Here is a 22,326-nt window from a genome sequence, read left to right as displayed (position 1 = left end):
CACGCTCTTACTGGACTCTTAACAAGTGGTGGCCAGTCCGTAGGCGCGACGGGCGTTGGCCGTGGTGACTCGCGCGAGTTCCTCAGCGGGACGATCCAGCAATTCGGCCAACGATCGGACAGTGTAGGGCAGGCAATACGGTTCGTTGGGAGCGCCACGGTAGGGATGTGGGGCCAGAAACGGCGCATCGGTTTCCACCAGCAGCTGCCCGGACGGAACCAGCGGAACGGCATCCCGCAGCGCACGGGCGTTGCGGAAGCTGACCGTGCCGGACAGGCTGACCAGCCAGCCGCCGTCGGCGCAGGCCCGTGCCATGGCGTCATCCGACGAGAAGCAGTGAAAGATCACCGTGTCCGGCGCGCCCTCGGCGCGCAAGACGTCGAGCACCTCGGCGTCGGCGTCACGGTTGTGGATCATCAGCGGCTTGCCGGTCCGCTTGGCCAGGTCGATGTGCCACGCGAACGCCTCGCGCTGGACGCCCGGCTCCGCGCAGCCGTCCAGCCGCCCCGGCCAGTACATATCCATCCCCGTCTCGCCGATCGCCACCACCCGCGGGTGCGCGGCCAGCCGCTCGATCTCCTCGCGCGCGGTGTCGGTGAGCGCGTCGGCCCGAGTCGGATGCAACGCCACCGCGGCGTATACCCGGGGATCCCAGTCGGCGGCCCGTGTCACCCAGCGCGCCGAGGCCAGGTCGTCGGCGATGGTGACCACCGCTTCGACGCCGACGGCCGAGGCGCGGTCGACGATCGCGCGGACCCCGTCGGCGTCGACGGCGCCACACGCATCGAGGTGGGTGTGGGCGTCGACCAAGGGCGTTAGCGGCTCCGGAGGCGGCGGCGCCGGACGGTTGGAACTCACCCGCACACCATAGGGTGGACTTTCGATGAAGTCCTATTACGTCACGACCGCGATCACCTACCCGAACGGCGAGCCACACGTCGGGCACGCCTACGAGTACATCGCCACCGATGCGATCGCACGGTTCAAGCGGCTCGACGGTTTCGACGTGCGGTTTTTGACGGGCACTGACGAGCACGGCCTCAAGATGGTCGAGACGGCCGCCGCCGAGGGCATCCCGACCGCCGAGCTGGCCCGGCGCAACTCCGATGTCTTTCAGGCGTTGCAGGAGAAGCTCAACATCTCCTTCGACCGGTTCATCCGCACCACCGACCCCGACCACCTGGAAGCATCCAAGGCGATCTGGCAGCGGATGGCCGATGCCGGCGACATCTACCTGGACTCCTATTCGGGGTGGTACTCGGTGCGCGACGAGCGGTTCGTCACCGAGTCGGAAACCACCGTCGTCGACGACGGGATCCGGGTCGCCACCGAGAGCGGCGCTCCGGTGACCTGGACCGAGGAGCAGACGTATTTCTTTCGGCTGTCGGCGTACGCCGAGCGGCTGCTGGCCCACTACGAGGCCAATCCCGACTTCATCGCCCCCGAGGTGCGGCGCAACGAGGTGGTCAGCTTCGTCTCCGGGGGGCTGCGGGATCTGTCGATATCGCGTACGTCGTTCGACTGGGGCGTGCCGGTGCCCGAGCATCCCGACCACGTCATGTACGTCTGGGTCGACGCGCTGACCAACTACCTGACCGGCGTCGGTTACCCGGACACCGGCTCCGAGCTCTTCCGCCGCTACTGGCCGGCCGATTTGCACATGATCGGCAAGGACATCATCCGGTTCCACACCGTGTACTGGCCGGCGTTTCTGATGTCGGCCGGAATCGAGCTTCCCCGAAGGGTTTTCGCTCACGGCTTCCTGCTCAACCGCGGCGAGAAGATGAGCAAGTCGGTGGGCAACGTCGTGGATCCTCTTGCACTGATCGACACATTCGGGGTCGACCAGGTGCGCTATTTTCTGCTGCGCGAAGTGCCGTTCGGCCAGGACGGCAGCTACAGCGACGAGGCGATGATCACCCGGATCAACACCGACCTGGCCAACGAGCTGGGTAACCTGGCGCAGCGCTCACTGTCGATGGTGGCCCGCAACCTCGACGGCGTGGTGCCGGAGCCCGGCGAGTTCAGCGCCGACGATCGGGAGCTGTTGTCGGCGGCCGACGCGCTGCTGGATCGGGTGCGCGCCGAATTCGACGCACAGGCAATGCATTTGGCCCTCGAAGCGATCTGGTTGATGCTGGGCGCGGCCAACAAGTACTTCTCCGCGCAGCAGCCGTGGGTGCTGCGCAAAAGCGAAGCGCCGGCGGATCAGGCACGATTTCGGACCGTGCTGTATGTGACCTGCGAGGCGGTGCGCATCGCCGCGCTGCTGATTCAACCGGTGCTGCCCGAGTCGGCGGGCAAGCTGCTCGACCTGCTCGGCCAACCGCGCGAGCAACGCACGTTCGCCGCGATCGGCACCCGGCTGGCGCCCGGCACCCGGCTGCCGGCGCCGACCGCGGTGTTCCCGCGCCACCTCGGCCAGTGATCTGGGTCACGTTCTGTCACACCCGGAGCCTCGGCGGTGTCTTGAGAGCACACCCCGAGAAGAGGAGACAGCAATGACCAACCCGCGCACTCACGTCGTCGTCCTTGGCGGCGGATACGCCGGAACACTGGCCGCCAACCACCTGCGGCTGCGCGCCGACGTGGACATCACGCTGGTAAATCCGCGCCCGATGTTCGTCGAGCGCATCCGGCTTCATCAGCTCGTCGCCGGCACACACACCGCGACGGTCGACTACGGCACCCTGCTCGGCGAGGGTATCCAGCTGGCCGTCGGCGCGGCCGAGCACATCAACACCGCTGAGCGCACCGTCGAGCTGAGCTCCGGCGTGATACTGGACTACGACTACCTGATCTACGCCGTCGGCAGCAACACCTCTGCCCCCGAATTCGCTTACCCTGTCGGCGAATTCGAGTATGCGCAACGGCTGCGTGACGCGCTCGACGAGCTGCATCCGAACGCCCCGGTCACCGTCGTCGGCGGCGGGTTGACCGGCATCGAAACCGCCTCCGAGTTCGCCGAGCAGGGCCGCCGCGTGACGCTGGTCTGCGGCGGGGTGCTGGGACCGTCGCTGAGCCGGGCCGGCCGGCGTTCGGTGGCGAAGTGGCTGTCGCGACTCGGTGTCGACGTACTCGATACGGCCGTCGTCTCAGAGGTGAAGCCCGACGCGGTCGTGCTCGGCGACGGGTCGGTGCTGCCCAGCGCGGTCACCGTGTGGACCGCGGGCTTCGGCGTTCCGGATCTGGCCGCCCGCAGCGGTTTACGCACCGACGAGCTGGGCCGGCTGCTCACCGACGAAACGCTGACCAGTGTCGACGACGCCCGCATCGTGGCGGCCGGCGACGCCGCCGCGCCGTCGGGCGAGCCGCTGCGGATGAGCTGCCAGGCCGCGATCCCGCTTGGCGCCCAGGCCGCCAACACGGTGCTGAGCCGCATCGCGGGCACCGCGCCCGCGGCGATCAACCAGGCGTTCACCGGTCAGTGCATCAGCCTGGGCCGCTCGTACGGCACCGTGCAGCTGGCCCGTCGCGACGACACCCCGATCAATGTGGCCCTCGGCGGCCGGGTCGCCGCATCGATCAAGGAATTGGTCTGCAAGGGCACCGTGTGGGGTATCCGTCGCGAGGCCGCCAAGCCCGGCTGGTACCGCTGGCTCAAGGGCGGCAAGCGGCCGTCGCAGCCGGTGCACGAGGCGGTCACAGTGCCGTGAGGCCCTCCGACGAACATGCCGAGCGGTTCACCCTGCTGCGGCCGTTGCTGTTCACGATCGCCTACGAAATCCTCGGCAGCGCAACAGAAGCCGACGACGTGCTGCAGGACAGCTATCTGCGGTGGGCCGAGGTCGACCTGTCGACCGTGGACGACACCAAGTCCTATCTGGCCCGGCTGGTCACCCGCCAGGCGCTCAACGCGCTGAGGGCGGGTGCCCGCCGGCGCGAGGACTACGTCGGGCCGTGGTTACCCGAGCCGCTGCTGCTCGACGAGGCCGACCCGTCGGCCGATGTGGTGCTGGCCGAATCGGTGTCGATGGCGATGCTGGTGCTGCTGGAGACGCTTGGGCCCGACGAACGGGCGGTGTTCGTGCTGCGCGAGGTGTTCGGCTTCGACTACGGCGAAATCGCCGACGCTGTCGGCAAACCCGCGTCGACGGTGCGACAGATCGCGCACCGGGCGCGCGAACACGTCCAGGCCCGACGCCGCCGCTTCGCCCCCGCCGACCCGGAGCAGACGGCGCGGATCACCACCGAGTTCATGGCCGCGGCGTCCAGCGGTGACGTGCAGACGGTGATGTCGATGCTGGCCCCCGACGTGGCGTGGACGGCCGACAGCGGCGGCAAGGCCAGCGCCGCGCGACGGCCGGTGGTCGGCGCCCAGAAGGTCGCCCGGGCGGTGGTCGGGCTGGTCAGCAGGGGCATGCAGGTACCCGACGTCAGGGTGGAGATGGTGGTCTGCAACGCCGCGCCGGCGGTGCTGCTCTACCGCGCCGACCACCTCGAAGGCGTGTTCACCATCGAGATCGTCGACGGCAAGATCACCAACTTCTACGCGATGCGCAACCCCGACAAGCTGGCGGCCCTGGCGACCGCACGCGAGATCCGCCGCAGCTGACTGTTCTGTCAAGCTAGAGCGGTGCGAATCGATCGGCTCGGCGACCTGGGCGACGCGGCGCAGGTGCTGCGCGCCGTCGGCGACGCCACTGTTCGGCTCGCTCTGCCGTCACCGGCGGCGTTGACCGGCGACTGGTTCGGCGCGTCGGCGGTGATCGCGCCCAGCGTCTCACTGCGGCCGGTCCACCCCGCCGACGCGTTCGCGGTGCGCCCCGGCTCGGACACCGCCGCGGTGGGCGGCGGCTGGATCGGCTACGTGTCCTACCCGGATCCCGGCGCCGACGGGCGTGCGCCCCGGATCCCCGAGGCCGCCGGCGGATGGACCGACTGCGTGTTGCGCTGCGACCGCGACCGCCAGTGGTGGTACGAGAGCCTGTCGGGCGCGCCGATGCCGGGGTGGCTCGTCGACGCGCTGGCGACGCCGGCGTCCGAGCGGGCCGCCCGCATCGAGTGGGACGACGCCGACCGCGCGGCCCACCGCGCCGGGGTGCTGGCCTGCCTGGAGGCGATCGCCGCCGGCGAGGTGTATCAGGCTTGTGTCTGTACGCAATTCACCGGCACTGTCGCCGGGGGGCCGCTGGATTTCTTCGCCGACAGCATCGCCGGCACCGCGCCGGCCCGGGCGGCCTATCTGGCCGGCTCCTGGGGGGCGGTGGCGTCGCTGTCGCCCGAGCTGTTCTTGCGCCGCCGTGGCGATGTCGTGACGTCCAGCCCGATCAAGGGAACCCTGCCGCTGGATGCCTGCCCGTCGGCGCTACGGGCGTCGGTCAAAGATGTCGCCGAGAACATCATGATCGTCGACATGGTTCGCAACGACCTGAGCCGGGTGGCGGTCACCGGGACGGTCAGCGTGCCCGAGTTGTTGGTGGTACGACCGGCGCCCGGCGTGTGGCACCTGGTGTCGACGGTCTCGGCGGTGGTGCCCGCCGAGCTGCCGACGGCCGCGCTGCTGGACGCCGCTTTCCCACCGGCCTCCGTCACCGGAACGCCGAAACTGCGCGCCCGTCAGCTTATTTCGCAGTGGGAAGCGGTTCGACGCGGAGTGTATTGCGGCACAGCGGGTTTGGCTTCGCCGGTGGCCGGGTGCGAGCTCAACGTGGCCATCCGCACGGTCGAATTCGACACCGCGGGCAACGCGATACTGGGCGCCGGCGGCGGGATCACCGCCGACTCCGACGTCGACGCGGAATGGGACGAGTGCCTGCACAAGGCCGCACCGATCCTGCAGACTTCAGTCGCGCGACCGCAACACCGCGTCGTAGAGCTCACGCCGTGACACGGGCGTGCCCGCGCTCACTTGCGCGCAGGCGTTTTTGACCCGAACACCTTGCTGCGCAAGCTCTTCCACCTCGGCGACCAGCGACGGCAAGTCGGCGCTCGGCGTGGCGCCCGCCAGCACGACCGTGATCTCGCCCAGCACGCCGCCGGCGGCCCAACTCGCCAACTCCTCCAGCGTGCCACGGACCACTTCCTCGTGCACCTTGGTCAGTTCCCGGCACACCGCCGCCCGCCGGGCACCGCCGAGCTGCTCGACGGCGTCACGCAGGCACGCCGGCAGGCGGCGCGGGGATTCGAAGAACACGCAAGTGCGCTGCTCGTTCGCGAGGGCCGCCAGCCAGGTCCGCCGCGCCGACTGCTTACGCGGCGCGAACCCCTCGAAGCAGAACTTGTCCGACGGCAACCCCGACACCGCGAGCGCGGCGGTCACCGCCGACGGGCCGGGCAGGCAGTGCACCGGAAGGCCGGCGTCCAGGCACGCCACCACGAGCCGATGCCCCGGATCGCTGATCAGCGGCATCCCGGCGTCGGTGACGACCAGCACCGTCGCTCCGCGCGCGATCTCGTCGAGCAGGACAGGCACCCGCGCCGCCTCGTTCGCGTCGAACATGCTGATCACCTTGCCGGCGATGCGGACGTCGAGCGCTGTGGCCAGCGTCCGCACCCGGCGGGTGTCCTCGGCGGCGACCACGTCGGCGGTGGCCAGGGCGGCGACCAGCCGCGACGACGCGTCCGACGGCTGGCCCAGCGGCGTGGCGCCCAGCAGCAGTCGACCAGCGGTCATGGGCCACAGCCTACGATCGACGGTGATGACCGCTGCTCCTGTCGACGTCGCCGAAAGGGCGGTACCGGTCATCAGCCCTGGGCCGCTGATGCCGGTCGCGGATTTCGGGCCCGTCGACCGCCGGGGCGGCTGGGCGGTCACTGGGGTGGTCGCCGCGCTGGCGGCTGTGACGCGGTTCGTGAACCTGGGCTCACCGACCGACGCCGGCACGCCGATCTTCGATGAGAAGCATTACGCGCCGCAGGCCTGGCAGATGCTGCACAACCACGGCGTGGAGGACAACCCGGGCTTCGGGTTGGTCGTTCATCCCCCGGTCGGCAAGCAGCTGATCGCGCTGGGCGAGGCCATCTTCGGCTACAACGGGGTGGGCTGGCGGTTCAGCGGCGCACTGCTCGGCGTGGTCATGGTGGCGTTGGTGGTGCGGATCGTGCGGCGGATCAGCCGCTCGACACTGGTCGGAGGCATCGCCGGGCTGCTGTTGATCGCCGACGGCGTCAGCTTCGTCGCGTCGCGCACTGCGCTGCTGGACGGCTTTCTGGCGTTCTTCGTGGTCGCGGCGTTCGGGGCGCTGATCGTCGACCGCGATCAGGTTCGGGAGCGGATGCACATCGCGCTGGCCGAGGGCCGCATCGCGGAGACCCCATGGGGGCCACGGCTGGGGGTGCGGTGGTGGCGGTTCGGCGCCGGAGTGCTGCTCGGATTGGCTTGCGCCACAAAGTGGTCGGGGCTGTACTTCGTGCTGTTCTTCGGGTTGATGTCGCTGGCGTTCGACGTGGCTGCCCGCCGGGCCTATCGGGTGCCCCGGCCGTGGCTGGGTGTGGTGCGACGCGACGTGGGCCCGACTGTGTATGCGCTGCTGGTCATTCCGTTCGCGGTGTATCTGGCGTCGTATGCGCCGTGGTTCGCCTCCGAGACGGCGATCAACCGTCACGAGGTCGGCCAGTCGATCGGCGAACAGGCGAGCTTCCCGATGCCCGACGCCATCCGCTCGCTGTGGCATTACACCTACAAGGCCTACCAATTCCATTCCGGGCTAACGAATTCCGCGGGCAACTACCATCCGTGGGAGTCCAAGCCGTGGGCCTGGCCGATGTCGCTGCGGCCGGTGCTCTACGCCATCGACCAGCAGAACGTGCCGGGCTGCGGCGCGCAGTCGTGCGTCAAGGCGGTGATGCTGGTCGGCACTCCGGCGCTGTGGTGGTTGTCGGTGCCGGTATTGGTGTACGCCGCATGGCGGGCGTTGGTGCGACGGGATTGGCGTTACGCCGCGGTGCTGGTCGGCTACTGCGCGGGGTGGCTGCCGTGGTTCGCCGACATCGACCGGCAGATGTACTTCTTCTATGCGGCGACGATGGCGCCGTTCCTGGTGATGGCGATCGCGCTGATTGCCGGGGATATCCTCTACCAACCCCGGCAAGGCCCGGAACGGCGCACGCTCGGGCTGATCGTCGTCTCCTGCTACGTCGCTTTGGTGCTGACCAACTTCGCGTGGCTCTTCCCGATCCTCACCGGTCAACCGATATCCCAGTCCACCTGGAACACGGAGATCTGGCTACCCAGTTGGCGTTGATCCTTTTGGCGCGAAACAGAAGCTAGGGCTGTGGTTTAACGTCTATCCACAGCCCTAGCTTCTGTTTGACGGCGAGTTGTCGGCGCAGGCACCGAGGATCACGAGCATGAATGCGCCCATCATCGGCAGCGAGTCGATGGCCAGCGGCTTGCTCACCCGGGGCCAACTGCGTTGGAACTACCAGCCAATCTTTCCTGATATCTACATCCCGAACTCAACGTGTCGATCGTTGGAGCTCATGACCGTCGGCGCGTGGTTATGGTCGGGTCGGCGCGCGGTCATCACGGGACGCGCAGCGGCCGCCCTACACGGGGCGAAATGGGTCAACGAGGACGCCCCCATCGAGTTGCTTTGGCAGAACAGTCACTACCCTCCCGGGACCATCGTCCGCGACGAGCGGTTCGAAGCTGACGAGGTCGCCGCCATTCGTGGTTTGAAGGTCGCCACCCCCGCTAGGACGGGATTCGACCTTGCTCGGCATCTCCGCCGTGCTGGGGCCGTCGCTCATCTCGACGCGCTGGCTCGCGCGACAGGCCTCATTGAGCAGGACGTTCTGAAACTGGTGGATCGCTATTCCGGTGCGCGGGGCAACAAGCGTGCACGAACGGCCTTGTCGCTGATGGACGCCGGCGCTGAATCGCCCAAAGAATCCTGGTTGCGGCTCGTCCTCATCGGTGCGGGGTTTCCTCGGCCTGCCACTCAGATCCGCGTCACCGATGGCAACCTCGTCGCATACCTGGATATGGGTTGGAAAGAGCCGAAGGTAGCGCTCGAATACGACGGCGAACAACATCGCACCGACCGAGAGCAATACGTGAAAGACATCCGACGAGCGGAGATGATCGACAGTCTTGGTTGGCGTGTCATCAAGGTGATCAAAGAGGATCGGCCTAACTACGTCATAGAGCGGGCACGCAGCGCGCTCGCCCGACGAGGCTGGGCACCGCCATCGCGAAACAGAAGCCTGGGTCGTGAAGCGGCGTAAGTCACAGCCCTGGCTTCTGTTTCGCGACGCAGACGCTAGAGCGGGTCGCGGGCGGCGGGACACGACATGCAGCGCGGGCCGCCGCGGCCGGTGCCCAGCTCGGAGGCCGCGATGGTGAGCACCTCAATCCCCGCCTCCTCAAGGCGGTAATTGGTCCGCACATTGCGCTCGTAGGCGACGACGACGCCGGGCGCCAGCGCCAGCGTGTTGTTGCCGTCGTCCCACTGTTCGCGTTCGGCGACAACAGGATCCAGGCCCGTGTCGATGACGCGTAACTTGTCGACGCCGATGGCCGCGGCGGCGGCCTCGACGAACGGAACCGCATCGGAGATCTTCACGCCGTCGGGGGTGCGGGCAATGGTGAACGCGGACAGCGTGTCGACGACGTTGGCGTACATCACCACTGCGTCCGTGTCGACCATCGTGCACACGGTGTCTAAGTGCATCTGGGCGCGCTTCTGCTCGATCGGTACCGCGAGCACGGTTTCGGCCAGGTCGTCGTCGAACAGGCTGCGCGCCAACGCTTCCGCGCCGGCCGGCGTGGTCCGCTCCCCCACCCCGACGGCGACGACGCCGGGCGCCAGCAGCAGCACATCGCCGCCCTCGACGGGCGCGGTGTGCGACTCGTAGGCTCGCCGCACACCGGTGAACCGCGGATGGTGGGCGTAGATCAGGTCGGTCAACGACGCTTCCCTTGCCCGCGCCGGCAACGCCAGCGTCGGGATGATCACCCGCGGCCCGATCCAGATCGACGAGTCGCGGGTGAACACCAGGTTCGGCAATGGCTCGATGACGTAGTCGGCGGCGTGATGCATCAGGCGCACCAGTGACACATCGGTCCGCGTGTCCAGCGGCAGCTCGGCGAACGTCATACCGGCCATCAGGACATGGGCCAACACCGCCGGGGCCAAGCCACGCAGGTAGGCCGAAACCTCTTGGGCCAGCGGCAATCCCAGCCGACGGTCATCCACCGCGGCGGCAATGCCCTGCATCCGGGCCGCACCGCTTTCCAGAGCTTCGGTCAGCAGGTCCGACAGCAGCAATACCTCCACGCCGCGGGAGCGCAACAGCTCGGCGAACGCGTCGTGCTCGTCCTGCGCGCGCGCCACCCAGGGCAGCCCGTCGAACAGCAGCTTGTCGGTGTTGCCGGGGGTGAGCCGGCCCAGTTCGGCGCCCGGCCGGTGCAGGATGGCCACCCGCAGCGTGCCCACCTCGGAATTGGTGCCAAGACTCACATTTAGCACCGTAACTCCAATCGCCACCTCAAGTATGGTTTAGGTATATGGACACCCACGAGCTCCTTCCCGGCGAGCTGGCGGCACGGGCCGGCGTGGCGGTTTCGGCGCTGCACTTCTACGAACGGCAGGGTCTGATCACCAGCCGACGGACGTCGGGCAACCAGCGCCGCTACAGCCGCGACACGCTGCGCCGGGTCGCCTTCATCCGGATGTCGCAGCGGCTAGGCATCCCGCTGGCGCGGGTGCGTGAGGCGCTGGCCACGCTGCCCACCGACCGGGTGCCGACCAGCAAGGACTGGGCGCGGCTGTCGGCGGGCTGGCGCGCCGACCTCGACGACCGGATCGTCCACCTGCAGCGGCTGCGCGACAACCTCGCCGACTGCATCGGCTGCGGCTGCCTGAGCCTGCGCAGCTGCCAGCTGGCCAACCCCGGCGACATGCTCGCCGAACGAGGGCCCGGCCCGGTCCGCCTCAACTAACTCTCGAACGCACGTGCGATAAAATGGCGGGCATGGCGATACCGGTACAGGAGTCGCTGTTCGACTGCAACGAGCGCCGAACCCTCGGTGACGGCGCCTGGATCGACATCCGCTCCGGCTGGCTGACCGGCGCCGACGATCTGTTCGACGAGCTGATGACGACAGTGCCGTGGCGGGCCGAGCGCCGCCCGATGTATGACCGGGTGGTCGACGTCCCGCGGCTGGTGAGCTTTCACGACCTGGCTGTCGAAGATCCGCCGCATCCACGGCTGGCGCGGATACGACGCCGGCTCAACGACATCTATGCCGGCGAGCTGGGCGAGCCGTTCACCACCGTCGGACTTTGCCTGTATCGCAGCGGGTCTGACAGTGTCGCCTGGCACGGCGACACCATCGGTCGCAGCAGCACCGAGGACACCATGGTGGCGATCGTCAGCCTGGGCGCCACCCGCACCTTCGCGATGCGGCCACGCGGCGGCGGGCATTCGCTGCGACTGCCGCAAGCTCGCGGCGATCTGCTGGTGATGGGCGGCTCATGCCAACGGACCTGGGAGCACTCGGTTCCCAAGACATCCGGGTGCGCCGGCCCGCGGATCAGTATCCAATTCCGGCCCCGCGACGTCCGCTAACTGCGGATCGCCGCGACCCCCTTGACGAGTAAGTCGCGGGCACGATTGGTGTCGACGGGAGTGACCGGCTTGTCCGGCACCACCAGCGGATTGGCAGTGACGATCACCGCATAGTCGCCGAATTGAGCCGAGTAGTTGTAGAGCTCGCCGGTCCGTGGTTGGCCGTCGACCGTCGTTTGCACCACACGATGCACGCCCAGCGTTCGCGTCCCGTCGATCTGCGGAGCGTCGACGGCCTCGATCATGCCGCGCACCGGGCCACCGGAGAACCCGACCTGCTTGCAGTTTGGTCCCGGGTCGTTGAACGGCAGCGCCTGGGAGGTCTGCAAGGCGATCACGATGAAACGGTTGCCGTTGCCCTCGGCTGCCTCCGCGGCCATGTTGCCCTCCAGCCCCGGCGGCATCTGCTGGCCCGCCACGAATTTCGCACAGTCGGCGGGTTCGAACTTCAGCCCGTCGGGCAGCTTGTGCGAGGAGAGCACCTTGGGGTCGACACCGGTTTTCGGGATGTCCTTGGTCGTGAATTCGGGACCGAAGCTCGACTTCACCTGCACGACCTTGGTGATGTCAGCCGACGGGGCGGCTGAGTCGGCGGATCCACATGCCGCAAGCAGGCACACCGATGCGATCGCAAACGCAGCCCTGATCATCGTGGCCAATGTACCCAACGCCCCTGCGTCAGCGACGCAACTCGGCCACGGTGTTCACCAGCAAGTCGGCCGCGAATTGCGGCGGAAGCGGTGGCTGCGCCGAGCCGGGGTCGGTGATCAACGTGGTGAACGCGTAATAGCCGCCCAGGTATGCGGTGAAAGTGGTTGCCTGAGAAGTGATTCCGTTACCACCTTCCACCGGTGTCACGGTTTCGCTGACCATGCCGAGGGTTTCGACGCCGTCGATCTGAGGCGGCGCAATCAGATGCACCCGGGTGGTGGCGGCACCGTTGGTCATCGTCCACTGGGGGCAATCGACCACCAGCGCGGGGTCCAGGCGCGCCGGCGCGGCCGCGACCACCGTGTAGATGATGCCGCCGTCGCCCGACGCCGAGACGCCTTGCGGCGACTGGCCGCGCCCCCCGGCCGGGTCTGCCAGAGCCGCGCAGTGCGACGGCTCCGCCGTCCAGTCCGGGCCCAGGCCCCAGATCGCCGGCGGTGCGGCCGTACCCGAAACGGCCGTTACTTCGTAGCCGGGCGGCATATCGCGGCTCATCCGCTTGATGTTGGCGGGGTTGACCTGATCAGCCGGAGCGCTTTCGGTGGCCGCCGGCGTGGAGGCCGGCGAATGAGCGCAGGCGCCGACCAGCACGACCACCATCGCAACGAGCCAGACGCGCCGCATGCGACGTTGATATCAGAGCAAGCACCCGCTTGGCCGCCATTTTCAGGCGATGTCCACCGATGTTTTCTAGCCGACGGCGCGAATCACTTGGCGGGCAACGCGTTCGATCTCTTTGAGCATGTCGGGTTCGAGATGCAGGTCGCGCGGGTCGGGGACGTCGATGACGGTGGTGACGACGCCGACGTCGTCGCGCTCCCACACCGCTCCGTATTGGTCCATGATGGTGCGCATCGGCAGGTTATCGGAAAGCACACGCGCGGAAAACTTTTCGACACCGTCGACCCGGGCGGCCACGGACAGCGCCGCGATCAGAAACGTCCCGATCCCCCGGCCCTGATAGGCGTCGGCGACGGTGAACGCGACCTCGGCGACGTTCCGGTGGTGGTTGTCGCGAACAAAGCGGGCATCGGCGACGGGGTAGCCCTCCTGGTCGGTGACCACCCACACGAAGTGGTCGACATAGTCGACCTCGGCCAGATAGTCCATCAGCGCCGGGCTGGGGACTCGCGGCGACATGAATCGCCGGTACAGCGTCTCGCTGGAGAACCGGACGTGGCCCTCCAGGGTCCGCTCCCGGTCGCCGGGCAGCACGGGACGAAGCATCAGCGGGGTACCGTCGCGGGCCGTGATCGGGATCGGCGTGATGAACGCGGCCAGCCGCTGGCGAACCGTGCGCACCAGCCGCGCCATGATGCCGGGGATGTGCACCAACCGGGAGAACGCGTCGTTGTCGCCGATCCAGCCGGTCAGCGGTTCGGTGGTGGTGACGGTCGCTGTGCGCGCGATGTCACGCAGCAGCGCGATTTCCCCGACGATGGTGCCGGCACAGACATGCTCGACGATGACGACGCCGTCGTCGCCGACGTGCTTGACCTCGGCGGTGCCCGACGAGATGAGCAGGAAGGAAACCGCCTGTTCGCCCTGCCTCATGAGTACCTGGCCCGCAGCTGCTTGCAGGGGTTGCAAGCTGGCCGCCAGCGGCATCAAGTCCTCGGCGGGACAACCCTTGAAGATGTCCATGGCGGCGAGTTCCTCGGCGCGCAAACCGGTCAGTTCGGTCACCGTGCCTGCCGCCCCCTATCCGCTCGCGGGTGGTGCCCAGGTTATGGCGCTTTCTTCGGCCGTAGCAAGGACGTCACACTACTGGGATGGAGATGAGCGACGACCCGATCGAGACGACCCGCGCCCTGCTCAACCGGCCCGCCTCGGTGCGGCACGGGTTTCTCGACGTACTGGGCGAATCGACTGTGTCGCCGGCCCCGACGCTCGCCCAGCGGGCGATGAACAGCCCGTTCGTCGCCACCGTGTACGAACGGCTGTGGCGGCCGGTGTCGTTCTACCTCGCCAGCGGCATCACCACCCGCGCCGAGCAACGTCGCGCGGCCGAGGCGCTGCATCTATCGCAGGCACATAGGCTGCTCGACGTTGCTTGCGGGCCAGGCAATTTCACGGGCGAGCTGGCGCGCCGACTCCCCGCCGGCGGCCTCGCCGTCGGGTTCGACATCTCCGAGCCGATGCTGACCCGGGCTGTGCTCGACAACAGCGGACCGGGCACCTGTTACGTCCGCGGCGATGCCTGCACGTTGCCGTTCGACGACGAAACGTTCGACGCGGTCTGCTGTTTCGGCGCGCTGTATTTGATGCCCGACCCGTTCCGCGTCGCTCACGAGATGGTGCGGGTGTTGCGTCCCGGCGGGCGGCTGGCCATCCTCACCAGCCATGCCCCGGAGACGCCCGGGATCCGGTACGCGCTGGCAGCAGGCGCCAGCATCATCGGGCTGCGGATGTTCGAGCGGGACACCTTTGTCGACCTTTTCACGACGGCGGGCCTGATCGACGTGGAACAGCACACGCAGCGGGCGCTGCAATTCGTGACGGCCGCTAAGCCGTCGGGTTAGAGGCGCTCTCCGATTTAGCGCGATGACGTCCTTGAAACCTCGCTATGGATGCCTTACTCTCCTCAATGAGAATGCAATTCTCGCAATGAGCTAACTCGTTCTCATGGAGTCGTCGACGGAGCAGCGAGGGCGCCCGTCCCATCAAAGGAACCGATGAACAAGCTGCGCGTCATTCAGTGGACCACCGGCAAGGTTGGCAAGCTCAGTTTGCGCGGGATTCTCGACGATCCCCGCCTGGAACTGGTTGGGGTGTATGCCTATTCGGCCGACAAGGCAGGTACCGACGCCGGGCCGTTGTGCGGCAGACCCGAGACGGGTGTACTCGCCACCACCGACATCGATGCGCTCATCGCGTTGGACGCCGACACCGTGATCTACACGCCGTTCATGGCCGATCTCGACCACGCCGTCCGCTTGCTCGAAAGCGGCCTCGACGTCATCAGCACCAACCTGTTCCTCAACGTTGGCGGAATCCAGGGCGAGACGAAGGAGAAGCTGGCCGCCGCGTGCGAACGCGGCGACAGTTCGCTCTACATCACCGGGATCAATCCGGGCTGGATCAACACAATGGTGACGGCGATGACCGCCGTCTGCCGAGACGTCCAAAAGGTGTCGATCGTCGAGTCGGCAGATGTCTCCGTGTACGAGTCGGCCGAAACGTGGCAGGCCCTGGGCATCGGCCTGCCCGAGGCAACGCCCGAAGTCGCTGAATTGGCGAAGTTCGGCTTCCTCACCTTCGCCGACTCCGTTGAACGCATGGCGGTTGCGCTGGGCTTCGAACTCGATGACATGGAGTTCGTCATCGACCACCAGACCGCCTCGGAGACAGTCGATCTCGGTTGGCTCTGCATCGAGAAGGACACCATCGCCGCGATACGCGGAGGCTGGAACGCCAAGGTGAAGGGCAAGACGGTCTTCGAGTCGCGCGTCGCCTGGTATCTCACCAAGAAACTCAACGGAGACTGGGTATTCGACGACGACCACTATCACGTCGTGATCACGGGCGAGCCCGAGGTGCAGACCCGCATCCGCTTCATCCCGCCCGAGCACTGGGGCAACCACGAATGGGACACCATGACCGCCATGCCGGCGGTCAATGCGGCCTTCGACGTCGCCGCAGCCCCCGCCGGCATCCTGACCCTCAAGGACGTGGGGCTGCCCTGCGCACCGGCAGGAATCTGGTTGGGATCCCGGAGCGACTCACCCGTTTAGACGGCTCGCTGACCTGCTCAAACTTTGTGGAGCTAAGGGGATTCGAACCCCTGACCTACTCGATGCGAACGAGTCGCGCTACCAACTGCGCCATAGCCCCTGATCCGCTAGCAGGTTACCAGCCGCCGGCGAGCCGGCCGAAACGGTTACTGCCCGACGGCCCTCGGCAGGTCCCGCTGCCAGCCGTAATCCCGCTCGTAGGATGCATAGTCGAGATGCTCGAAGATCGGGTCCTCGTCGTCGATCTCCAGGACCACCGCGCCCGGGCGCCGCAGCCGCGACGGGACCACGTCGAACTCGCGGTCGTGGGTGTTCTCCACGCCCAGCCGCGACCGCGCCATGCGCTGCATGCGCCGGCGGCGCAGCCGCGCCTCGATCCGGGTCTGCCGGCGCAGGTAGGCCAGATACAGCACGGTCACCCCGCCGGTGGTGCCGCACACCCACCAGGCCGTGGGCGTCAGCAGGAACGCCGCCGCGGCCGACGCGGCCAGAATCATCGCCATCGTCAGCAGCACGCGCCGGCGGAACGCGTACTTGCGGGCACTGACCGCTGCTGCGGTCCTGGTGTCGTATCCGTGCCGCCGCGCGACCGCAGTGCGCACATCCTGCTCCTCCGCGACCGGGATGCCCGAGGTGTCGTCGACGTATTCGAACTCGTCGTCCACCGAATCGTCGGGCTGCTCGGGTTCGGCCGGCGCTGAGTCCTCCACGGTCTCGTCCTCGGAAACCACTGTGTCCGAAGCATTCTCGTCGATGGGAGCCGCCTCGACGACTTCAGCGTCCGCTGCGGCCTCGGTAACCACCTCCGCCACCACCTCGGTCGTCTGTATCCGTTCGGTGTCGGTGTCGTCGTCGAGGTCGTCGTATTCGTCTTCCTCGGGCTGCCAATCGGGATCGCTGCGGTGCCCGGCCGCCGGCCCGCCCCGCCGCCTCAGCAGCCGCGCGGCGGCGCCGCTGTTGAGCACCCTGGTCGCCAACGCCACATCGCTGGTGCGTCGCACAGCGTCGCGCTTGCTGATCAGCATCGGCACGAGCACGAACAGCCACAAGATCACGAGCGAGATCCACAACAGCGATTGCGGGATGCTTGGCATGGCACCCGGTCCTTTCCCCGCGAGACAGGCGACGCAACAGTGCGCCGAAGACAATTACACACCTGTAATTTGCCTGTGACAAGCACCAATAGCCACAAATGCCACTTCTGTAACAAAAAGTGGCAAACGCTAGACCCAGGTGGCATGCCCGTCGCGCACGAGCGTCGACGTCACCGACCCGTAAACCTCTTCGACCGTGAGCGCGACGAGGACGTGGTCTCGCCACGCGCCGTCGACCTGGAGATAGCGCCGCAGCAGCCCCTCCTCGCGGAACCCGACCTTTGCCAGCACGGCCCGGCTCGCGACGTTCTCCGGCCGCACGGTGGCCTCCACGCGATGCAACATGACCGGACCGAAGCAGTGGTCGAGACCCAGCGCCAACGCACCGGTGGCCACCCCGCCTCCGGTGACCGAGCTCGATACCCAATACCCGATCCACGCCGACCGCAGCGCCCCGTGCGTCACATTGCCGACCGTCAGCTGCCCACAGAACTGCCCATCCAGCTCGATCGCATACGGCAGCATCCGGCCCTTGCGGGCTTCCGCACGCAAACTCGAGCACACCGCGGGCCACGATGAAACGCTATGGCGCACAGTCCAATCCGATTCAGTGCTGGGCTCCCACGGTTCTAAATGGCTGCGATCGGTCAACCGGATGCGGCTCCACTGCCCGGCGTCGCGCATTCGCACCGGCCGCAGCCGGATCACACCGGCCGGGACGCGCAACGGGCCAACCACCATCGGCCAGCCGGGATGCTGGGAACTCGAGCGCCACAGGTTCACGAGGGCCGCTCAGCCACGCTGAGCCAGGAACGCGACGTCGACGATCTCGCCGGTGCGGATCTGCTCGGCCTCCGTGGGAACCACGACCAGACAGTTTGCCTCGGCCAGCGTCGCCAACAGGTGCGACGAGGCGCCCGGGGCGCCGCCGAGCGCCTGCACCAGGTATTCGCCGGTGTCCTGATCGCGCATCAGCTGCCCGCGCAGATACCCCTTGCGGCCCGGCACCGAGCTGATCGGCGACAACGTGCGGGCCTGCACGATCCGGCGCATCGGCTGCCGCTTGCCCAGCGACAGCCGGATCAGCGGCCGGACCATGACCTCGAACACCACCAGCGCGCTGACCGGGTTGGCGGGCAGCAGAAACGTCGGCACGCCCTCGCGGCCCAGCTGCCCGAAACCCTGCACCGAGCCGGGATGCATCGCGACCCGGGTGACCTCCATCTCGCCGAGCTCGGAAAGCACCTCGCGTACCCCTTCGGCCGCCGCGCCACCGACCGCGCCGGCAATCACCACGATCTCGGCGCGATTGAGCTGGCCCTCGACGACGTCGCGCAATTCCTTGGCGTCGACGATCCCGACCCGGTTCACCTCCGCGCCCGCGTCCCGTGCGGCCGCCGCCAGGGCGTAGGAGTTGACGTCGTACACCTGACCGTTGCCCGGTGTGCGCGAAATGTCCACCAGCTCACCGCCGACCGCCATCACCGACAACCGGGGTCGGGGGTGGACCAGCACCCGCTCCCGGCCCACCGCCGCCAGCAGACCGACCTGGGCGGCGCCGATGATCGTGCCCGCCCGCACCGCGACGTCGCCGGGTTGCACGTCGTCGCCGGTGCACCGCACATAAGCCCCCGAGCGCACACCGCGCAGAACCCGCACCCGCGACTGGCCGCCGTCGGTCCAGCGCAGCGGCAGCACAGCATCGGCCAGTGTCGGCAGCGGCGCCCCGGTCTGCACCCGGGCGGCCTGCCGCGGCTGCAGCCTGCTGGGCGTGCGCGTCCCGGCCTCGATGGTGGCCATCACCGGCAAGATCACGGCTCCGTCGTCCGCCCCGGCGTCCGAGCCGTCGCCATCTCCGACGCCGAGCACGTCCACGCTGCGGACGGCGTAGCCGTCGATTGCGGCCTGGTCGAAACCCGGCAGCGGTCGCTCGGTGACCACTTCTTCGGCACACATCAGTCCCTGCGCCTCGGCGATCGCGACCCGCACCGGCCTCGGCGCCACCGCGGCGGCCGACACCCGAGCCTGCTGCTCCTCAACCGAACGCACCACGCGCCTTTCTGCCAAGTCGGCCCGACGCGTCGCTAGTTTTCGGTCAGGCCCAATCGCGCCACCAACCATCGCCGCAAATCCGGGCCATAGTCGTCGCGGTCCAATGCAAAGTCAACCGCAGCCTTGAGGTAGCCGCCGGGATTTCCCAGGTCGTGTCGAGAGCCGCGATGCACCACCACGTGAACCGGGTGACCTTCCTTGATCAGCAAGGCAATTGCATCGGTGAGCTGCATTTCGCCACCGGTCCCCCGCTCGATGCGGCCCAGCGCGTCGAAGATCGCGCGGTCGAGGACATAGCGTCCCGCCGCCGCATACGGCGACGGAGCGTCCTCCGGTTTCGGCTTTTCCACCATGCCGTTGACCTTGAGCACGTCGCTGTCAGCACCGCTCACCGGCTCGACGTCGAAAACCCCGTAGGCGCTGATCTCGTCGGGACCGACCTCGATTGCGCACAACACACTGCCGCCGTAGCGGGCCCGCACCTTGGACATGGTCTCCAGCACACCGGTCGGCAGCACCAGGTCGTCGGGCAGCAGCACGGCGATGGCGTCCTCGTCGTCCGACAGCGTCGACTCGACGCAGCCGATGGCGTGTCCCAGCCCGAGCGGCTCGTCCTGCACGACGGACTCGACCTTGATCAGCCGCGGGGCCCGTCGCACCTTGGCCAGCATGTCCTTCTTGCCGCGCGCCTCCAACGTGCCTTCGAGCACCAGGTCTTCGACGAAATGCGCGACGACGCTGTCCTTGCCCTGGGAGGTGACGATCACCAGCCGTTCGGCGCCGGCGTCGGCGGCCTCGGCGGCGACCAGCTCGATGCCGGGGGTGTCGACGACGGGCAACAGCTCCTTGGGCACCGTTTTGGTGGTGGGCAAAAAGCGGGTGCCCAGACCGGCGGCGGGTACCACCGCGGTCCGGGGAACCGGAAGCTGTGCGCGTGACATCGTTCACACCATAACCGCGCGTCGCAGTGGCGGCGTAAAAGCCCGTCCTGCGATGGTTGATCGCATGGCAACCGCCGACAAAGCCGCATTGCGGGAACAGCTGCTGGCGGCACGCCGTTCGGTTGCCGACGACGTGCGCGCCGAGGAGGCACGCGCGCTGGCCGAGCACATCCGCGACGTGGTGAGCAGCGGCGGCACGGTGTGCGCCTACGTGCCGGTGGGCGCCGAACCGGGGTCGATCGACATGCTCGACGCGTTGCTGCGCCGCACCGGACGGGTGCTGCTGCCGGTCGCCCGTACCGGCCGCGACGACACACCGCTGGCTTTGCGGTGGGGCGAGTACCGGCCGGGGCAGTTGGTGACCGGCCGGTACGGGCTGCTCGAACCCGCCGAGCCGTGGCTGCCGCCGTCGGCCCTGGCCGAGGCGGTCCTGGTGCTGGTCCCCGCGCTGGCCGTCGACCGCACCGGCATGCGACTGGGCCGCGGCCGCGGCTTCTACGACCGCTCGCTGGAACACCGCGACCCGCAGGCCCGGCTGGTCGCGGTGGTGCGCGACGAGGAACTGGTCGACGAGCTGCCGTGCGAGCCGCACGATGTGCGGATGACCCACGCGCTGACGCCTCGGGCCGGGCTGGTTGCCCTCGACACGGGAATGAGGCAAGCCACATAGCGGTTTAGCACTGCAGACGGTAGAGTGCTAACGAAGCTGGACACACCCGGAGGTTTCAGTGCCGACTTACAGCTACGCGTGCACCGATTGCGGCCACCGCTTCGACATCGTGCAGGCCTTCACCGACGATGCGCTGACCACCTGCCAAAAGTGCTCTGGTCGGCTGCGCAAACTGTTCAATTCCGTCGGCGTGGTGTTCAAGGGCAGCGGTTTCTACCGCACCGACAGCCGCGAATCCGCCAAGAGCGGCACCAACGGCCACGCCAAGAACGGCTCGTCCTCGAGCGAATCGTCGGGTTCGTCCTCGAAGGCGAGCACCTCCGCCGACACGTCTGCCCCCGCGCCGGCGGCGGCCGCGGCCAGCTAGCTACTTCGACCGCTTCTGAGAGGGTCATCGCATCCTTCCGGAAGGCCGTCATCAAATGATGACGGCCGCGGACAGGCCCTCTCTAGCCAAGCTGGTTATCCACAGGCGGATTCCCCGCCGACCGCACTCCATCCCCGTCGCGCCTAGCGTGACGGCATGCGGGAATCGCTGAATCCGTCACTGTCGGCCCGCATCTCGCAGTGGCTGCGCCCGGACTGGACTCGCACCGTGCTGGCCCGGCGCATCGCGGCCGGCGGGCTGGTCGTGTTGGCCGCAATCGCGGCGGTGCGATCCGATCCCGACGGCGATCGCGCTCAAGTGGTGGTGGCGGCCCGCGACCTCGGGCCCGGCGCTCAGTTGACCCCCGACGATGTTCGACTCGAAAACCGTTTGGCGCCAATGCTTCCCGACGGGTCACAATCCGACCTCGGCGTGGTGGTCGGCTCGACGTTGGCCGGGCCGGCGCGTCGCGGCGAGGTGCTCACCGATGTGCGACTGCTGGGCAGCCGGCTGGCCGAGTCGGCCGCCGGCCCGGATGCCCGGATCGTGCCGGTGCACCCGGCCGACGCCGCGCTGGCCGACCTGGTGCGAGCCGGCGATGTCGTCGACGTCGTCGCCGCGCCCGAAGCCGACGCGCACGCCAGCCCCCGGGTGGTGGCCACCAACGCCGTCGTGGTGCTGATCTCGGCGAAGCAGAAGGCGCAGGCCGACGACCGCGTGGTGCTGGTCGCGCTACCGGCCGGCGCCGCGAACGCGCTGGCCGGTGCCGCGCTGGTGCAGAGCGTGACGCTCACCCTGCACTGAGCGTTTCAGGCCGCGGCGGGCAGTTCGCTGGCACAGTGCTTGCACCTCCGCGCGTCCGCGGGCAGGTCGGCGGACAGGCACTCAGGGCACGCCTTGGTCGCCGGCTCGTCCCCGAAGACCGTGACCCCGCGGCGGGCCTGGATGTGCTTGTACGGCAGCACGATTACGAAGTACACGACCGTCATGAAGACGATGAAGTAGACGATCGCCGAGATGAACGATCCCATGTCGACGAAGGTCTCCTTGTTGCCGGCTTCGCCGAGTTGCCAGCCGAGGCCGATTTTGCTGCCCGGTTGTGCCGCCGCGACTAGCGGATTGATCACGGAATCGGTGAAGGCCTTGACCAGTGTCGAGAAGGCCAGGGCCACAACTAGTCCGATGGCCACGGTGATCACGTCGCCGTGCATCAGAAACTTCCTGAACCCCTTGAACATGC

At 68.0% G+C, this 22,326-nt stretch carries 24 protein-coding genes and 1 tRNA gene; 13 read left to right on the top strand and 12 right to left on the bottom strand.

Annotated features, from left to right (window positions below):
- Window positions 1-18 precede the first annotated feature (18 nt).
- Complete coding sequence (locus AWB95_RS14445) at window positions 19-864, bottom strand: TatD family hydrolase (RefSeq protein WP_062541510.1); 846 nt, start codon at window positions 862-864, stop codon at window positions 19-21.
- 19 nt (window positions 865-883) lie between these two features.
- Here AWB95_RS14445 and metG point away from each other — a divergent pair, with 19 nt between their 5' ends.
- The 4 genes from metG to AWB95_RS14425 all read left to right on the top strand — a co-directional run bounded on the left by metG (window position 884) and on the right by AWB95_RS14425 (window position 5,830).
- Window positions 884-2,428 carry a methionine--tRNA ligase gene (gene metG / locus AWB95_RS14440; RefSeq protein ID WP_062541509.1) on the top strand — a complete coding sequence of 515 codons (1,545 nt, stop codon included), beginning with the start codon at window positions 884-886 and terminating at the stop codon, window positions 2,426-2,428.
- Window positions 2,429-2,501: 73 nt separating this feature from the next.
- On the top strand, window positions 2,502-3,656 hold the full coding sequence (locus AWB95_RS14435) for an NAD(P)/FAD-dependent oxidoreductase (protein WP_085168342.1): 1,155 nt from the start codon (window positions 2,502-2,504) through the stop codon (window positions 3,654-3,656).
- Window positions 3,653-4,555 (top strand): RNA polymerase sigma-70 factor, encoded by a 903-nt coding sequence (locus AWB95_RS14430; RefSeq protein ID WP_062541838.1) that lies wholly within the window; start codon window positions 3,653-3,655, stop codon window positions 4,553-4,555. The genes AWB95_RS14435 and AWB95_RS14430 overlap by 4 nt, the downstream gene beginning before the upstream one ends.
- Before the next feature lie 21 nt (window positions 4,556-4,576).
- Window positions 4,577-5,830 (top strand): aminodeoxychorismate synthase component I, encoded by a 1,254-nt coding sequence (locus AWB95_RS14425; RefSeq protein ID WP_180276019.1) that lies wholly within the window; start codon window positions 4,577-4,579, stop codon window positions 5,828-5,830.
- On the opposite strand, the gene rsmI is transcribed toward AWB95_RS14425, so the two are convergent.
- Complete coding sequence (rsmI, locus tag AWB95_RS14420; RefSeq protein ID WP_085168340.1) at window positions 5,786-6,616, bottom strand: 16S rRNA (cytidine(1402)-2'-O)-methyltransferase; 831 nt, start codon at window positions 6,614-6,616, stop codon at window positions 5,786-5,788. The genes AWB95_RS14425 and rsmI overlap by 45 nt on opposite strands.
- A 25-nt stretch (window positions 6,617-6,641) precedes the next feature.
- Between rsmI and AWB95_RS14415 the strand changes: the two genes are divergently transcribed.
- Together AWB95_RS14415 and AWB95_RS14410 are read left to right on the top strand one after the other, a co-directional pair.
- On the top strand, window positions 6,642-8,186 hold the full coding sequence (locus AWB95_RS14415) for a dolichyl-phosphate-mannose--protein mannosyltransferase (RefSeq protein WP_232315692.1): 1,545 nt from the start codon (window positions 6,642-6,644) through the stop codon (window positions 8,184-8,186).
- A 106-nt stretch (window positions 8,187-8,292) separates the two neighbouring features.
- The gene (locus AWB95_RS14410) at window positions 8,293-9,171 is read left to right on the top strand and encodes a type IV toxin-antitoxin system AbiEi family antitoxin (RefSeq protein ID WP_062540345.1); all 879 of its coding nucleotides are present in this window, start codon (window positions 8,293-8,295) and stop codon (window positions 9,169-9,171) included.
- A 35-nt stretch (window positions 9,172-9,206) separates the two neighbouring features.
- On the opposite strand, the gene arcA is transcribed toward AWB95_RS14410, so the two are convergent.
- Entirely contained in the window at window positions 9,207-10,415 is a 1,209-nt protein-coding gene (gene arcA / locus AWB95_RS14405; RefSeq protein WP_099539693.1) for an arginine deiminase, read from the bottom strand.
- A 38-nt stretch (window positions 10,416-10,453) separates the two neighbouring features.
- Between arcA and soxR the strand changes: the two genes are divergently transcribed.
- Both soxR and AWB95_RS14395 read left to right on the top strand, forming a co-directional pair.
- Window positions 10,454-10,888 carry a redox-sensitive transcriptional activator SoxR gene (soxR, locus tag AWB95_RS14400; RefSeq protein WP_062540344.1) on the top strand — a complete coding sequence of 145 codons (435 nt, stop codon included), beginning with the start codon at window positions 10,454-10,456 and terminating at the stop codon, window positions 10,886-10,888.
- Between the two features lie 32 nt (window positions 10,889-10,920).
- Window positions 10,921-11,517 (top strand): alpha-ketoglutarate-dependent dioxygenase AlkB, encoded by a 597-nt coding sequence (locus AWB95_RS14395; RefSeq protein ID WP_062540347.1) that lies wholly within the window; start codon window positions 10,921-10,923, stop codon window positions 11,515-11,517.
- Here the strand turns inward: AWB95_RS14395 and AWB95_RS14390 are convergent.
- The 3 genes from AWB95_RS14390 to AWB95_RS14380 form a co-directional block, all read right to left on the bottom strand.
- On the bottom strand, window positions 11,514-12,167 hold the full coding sequence (locus tag AWB95_RS14390; protein WP_062540343.1) for a DUF5642 family protein: 654 nt from the start codon (window positions 12,165-12,167) through the stop codon (window positions 11,514-11,516). The genes AWB95_RS14395 and AWB95_RS14390 overlap by 4 nt on opposite strands.
- Window positions 12,168-12,195: 28 nt before the next feature.
- Complete coding sequence (locus AWB95_RS14385) at window positions 12,196-12,852, bottom strand: DUF5642 family protein (protein ID WP_085168339.1); 657 nt, start codon at window positions 12,850-12,852, stop codon at window positions 12,196-12,198.
- A 66-nt stretch (window positions 12,853-12,918) separates the two neighbouring features.
- Entirely contained in the window at window positions 12,919-13,914 is a 996-nt protein-coding gene (locus AWB95_RS14380) for a GNAT family N-acetyltransferase (RefSeq protein ID WP_099539694.1), read from the bottom strand.
- An 86-nt stretch (window positions 13,915-14,000) separates the two neighbouring features.
- Here AWB95_RS14380 and AWB95_RS14375 point away from each other — a divergent pair, with 86 nt between their 5' ends.
- Both AWB95_RS14375 and AWB95_RS14370 read left to right on the top strand, forming a co-directional pair.
- Window positions 14,001-14,750 carry a class I SAM-dependent methyltransferase gene (locus AWB95_RS14375; protein WP_062541557.1) on the top strand — a complete coding sequence of 250 codons (750 nt, stop codon included), beginning with the start codon at window positions 14,001-14,003 and terminating at the stop codon, window positions 14,748-14,750.
- A 153-nt stretch (window positions 14,751-14,903) separates the two neighbouring features.
- The gene (locus tag AWB95_RS14370; RefSeq protein ID WP_062541558.1) at window positions 14,904-15,962 is read left to right on the top strand and encodes an NAD(P)H-dependent amine dehydrogenase family protein; all 1,059 of its coding nucleotides are present in this window, start codon (window positions 14,904-14,906) and stop codon (window positions 15,960-15,962) included.
- A 27-nt stretch (window positions 15,963-15,989) separates the two neighbouring features.
- On the opposite strand, the gene AWB95_RS14365 is transcribed toward AWB95_RS14370, so the two are convergent.
- From AWB95_RS14365 to AWB95_RS14345, 5 genes are all read right to left on the bottom strand, one after another.
- Window positions 15,990-16,062 (bottom strand) — tRNA-Ala (locus AWB95_RS14365).
- A gap of 46 nt (window positions 16,063-16,108) precedes the next feature.
- Complete coding sequence (gene sepX / locus AWB95_RS14360) at window positions 16,109-17,056, bottom strand: divisome protein SepX/GlpR (RefSeq protein WP_062541559.1); 948 nt, start codon at window positions 17,054-17,056, stop codon at window positions 16,109-16,111.
- A 129-nt stretch (window positions 17,057-17,185) separates the two neighbouring features.
- A complete protein-coding gene (locus tag AWB95_RS14355; protein ID WP_062541560.1) occupies window positions 17,186-17,839 on the bottom strand; it encodes a GNAT family N-acetyltransferase in 654 nt (217 codons plus the stop codon).
- 9 nt (window positions 17,840-17,848) lie between these two features.
- Entirely contained in the window at window positions 17,849-19,105 is a 1,257-nt protein-coding gene (gene glp, locus AWB95_RS14350; RefSeq protein WP_085168351.1) for a molybdotransferase-like divisome protein Glp, read from the bottom strand.
- A gap of 35 nt (window positions 19,106-19,140) precedes the next feature.
- Window positions 19,141-20,049: a UTP--glucose-1-phosphate uridylyltransferase gene (locus AWB95_RS14345; protein ID WP_062541850.1), complete on the bottom strand. Its 909-nt coding sequence runs from the start codon at window positions 20,047-20,049 to the stop codon at window positions 19,141-19,143.
- Between the two features lie 64 nt (window positions 20,050-20,113).
- On the opposite strand from AWB95_RS14345, the gene AWB95_RS14340 reads away from it, so the two are divergent.
- From AWB95_RS14340 to AWB95_RS14330, 3 genes are all read left to right on the top strand, one after another.
- Window positions 20,114-20,719, top strand: coding sequence for a 5-formyltetrahydrofolate cyclo-ligase (locus AWB95_RS14340; RefSeq protein WP_085168350.1), 606 nt, complete (start codon window positions 20,114-20,116; stop codon window positions 20,717-20,719).
- Between the two features lie 58 nt (window positions 20,720-20,777).
- Window positions 20,778-21,086: an FmdB family zinc ribbon protein gene (locus tag AWB95_RS14335; protein WP_085168338.1), complete on the top strand. Its 309-nt coding sequence runs from the start codon at window positions 20,778-20,780 to the stop codon at window positions 21,084-21,086.
- Window positions 21,087-21,242: 156 nt separating this feature from the next.
- The gene (locus tag AWB95_RS14330; protein ID WP_085168337.1) at window positions 21,243-21,890 is read left to right on the top strand and encodes an SAF domain-containing protein; all 648 of its coding nucleotides are present in this window, start codon (window positions 21,243-21,245) and stop codon (window positions 21,888-21,890) included.
- 5 nt (window positions 21,891-21,895) lie between these two features.
- Here AWB95_RS14330 and AWB95_RS14325 read toward each other — a convergent pair whose 3' ends face one another.
- Window positions 21,896-22,324: a large conductance mechanosensitive channel protein MscL gene (locus AWB95_RS14325; RefSeq protein ID WP_062541654.1), complete on the bottom strand. Its 429-nt coding sequence runs from the start codon at window positions 22,322-22,324 to the stop codon at window positions 21,896-21,898.
- Window positions 22,325-22,326: the final 2 nt, after the last annotated feature.

The sequence above is a fragment of the Mycobacterium celatum genome, from assembly GCF_002101595.1.
GTDB classification, from domain to species: Bacteria; Actinomycetota; Actinomycetes; order Mycobacteriales; family Mycobacteriaceae; genus Mycobacterium; species Mycobacterium celatum.
The sequence above is the reverse complement of the archived record's forward strand: the minus strand, read 5'-3'. Positions and strand labels throughout refer to the sequence as shown.

What these genes read in the sequence shown, in the direction of transcription:
- rsmI (WP_085168340.1), bottom strand. Translation starts at nt 6,616, where the DNA reads ATGACCGCTGGTCGACTGCTGCTGGGCGCCACGCCGCTGGGCCAGCCG.
- AWB95_RS14410 (WP_062540345.1), top strand. Translation starts at nt 8,293, where the DNA reads ATGAATGCGCCCATCATCGGCAGCGAGTCGATGGCCAGCGGCTTGCTC.
- AWB95_RS14370 (WP_062541558.1), top strand. Translation starts at nt 14,904, where the DNA reads ATGAACAAGCTGCGCGTCATTCAGTGGACCACCGGCAAGGTTGGCAAG.
- AWB95_RS14390 (WP_062540343.1), bottom strand. Translation starts at nt 12,167, where the DNA reads ATGATCAGGGCTGCGTTTGCGATCGCATCGGTGTGCCTGCTTGCGGCA.
- AWB95_RS14395 (WP_062540347.1), top strand. Translation starts at nt 10,921, where the DNA reads ATGGCGATACCGGTACAGGAGTCGCTGTTCGACTGCAACGAGCGCCGA.
- AWB95_RS14325 (WP_062541654.1), bottom strand. Translation starts at nt 22,324, where the DNA reads ATGTTCAAGGGGTTCAGGAAGTTTCTGATGCACGGCGACGTGATCACC.
- AWB95_RS14415 (WP_232315692.1), top strand. Translation starts at nt 6,642, where the DNA reads ATGACCGCTGCTCCTGTCGACGTCGCCGAAAGGGCGGTACCGGTCATC.
- soxR (WP_062540344.1), top strand. Translation starts at nt 10,454, where the DNA reads ATGGACACCCACGAGCTCCTTCCCGGCGAGCTGGCGGCACGGGCCGGC.
- AWB95_RS14435 (WP_085168342.1), top strand. Translation starts at nt 2,502, where the DNA reads ATGACCAACCCGCGCACTCACGTCGTCGTCCTTGGCGGCGGATACGCC.
- sepX (WP_062541559.1), bottom strand. Translation starts at nt 17,056, where the DNA reads ATGCCAAGCATCCCGCAATCGCTGTTGTGGATCTCGCTCGTGATCTTG.
- metG (WP_062541509.1), top strand. Translation starts at nt 884, where the DNA reads ATGAAGTCCTATTACGTCACGACCGCGATCACCTACCCGAACGGCGAG.
- AWB95_RS14340 (WP_085168350.1), top strand. Translation starts at nt 20,114, where the DNA reads ATGGCAACCGCCGACAAAGCCGCATTGCGGGAACAGCTGCTGGCGGCA.
- AWB95_RS14330 (WP_085168337.1), top strand. Translation starts at nt 21,243, where the DNA reads ATGCGGGAATCGCTGAATCCGTCACTGTCGGCCCGCATCTCGCAGTGG.
- AWB95_RS14345 (WP_062541850.1), bottom strand. Translation starts at nt 20,049, where the DNA reads ATGTCACGCGCACAGCTTCCGGTTCCCCGGACCGCGGTGGTACCCGCC.
- AWB95_RS14385 (WP_085168339.1), bottom strand. Translation starts at nt 12,852, where the DNA reads ATGCGGCGCGTCTGGCTCGTTGCGATGGTGGTCGTGCTGGTCGGCGCC.
- AWB95_RS14375 (WP_062541557.1), top strand. Translation starts at nt 14,001, where the DNA reads ATGGAGATGAGCGACGACCCGATCGAGACGACCCGCGCCCTGCTCAAC.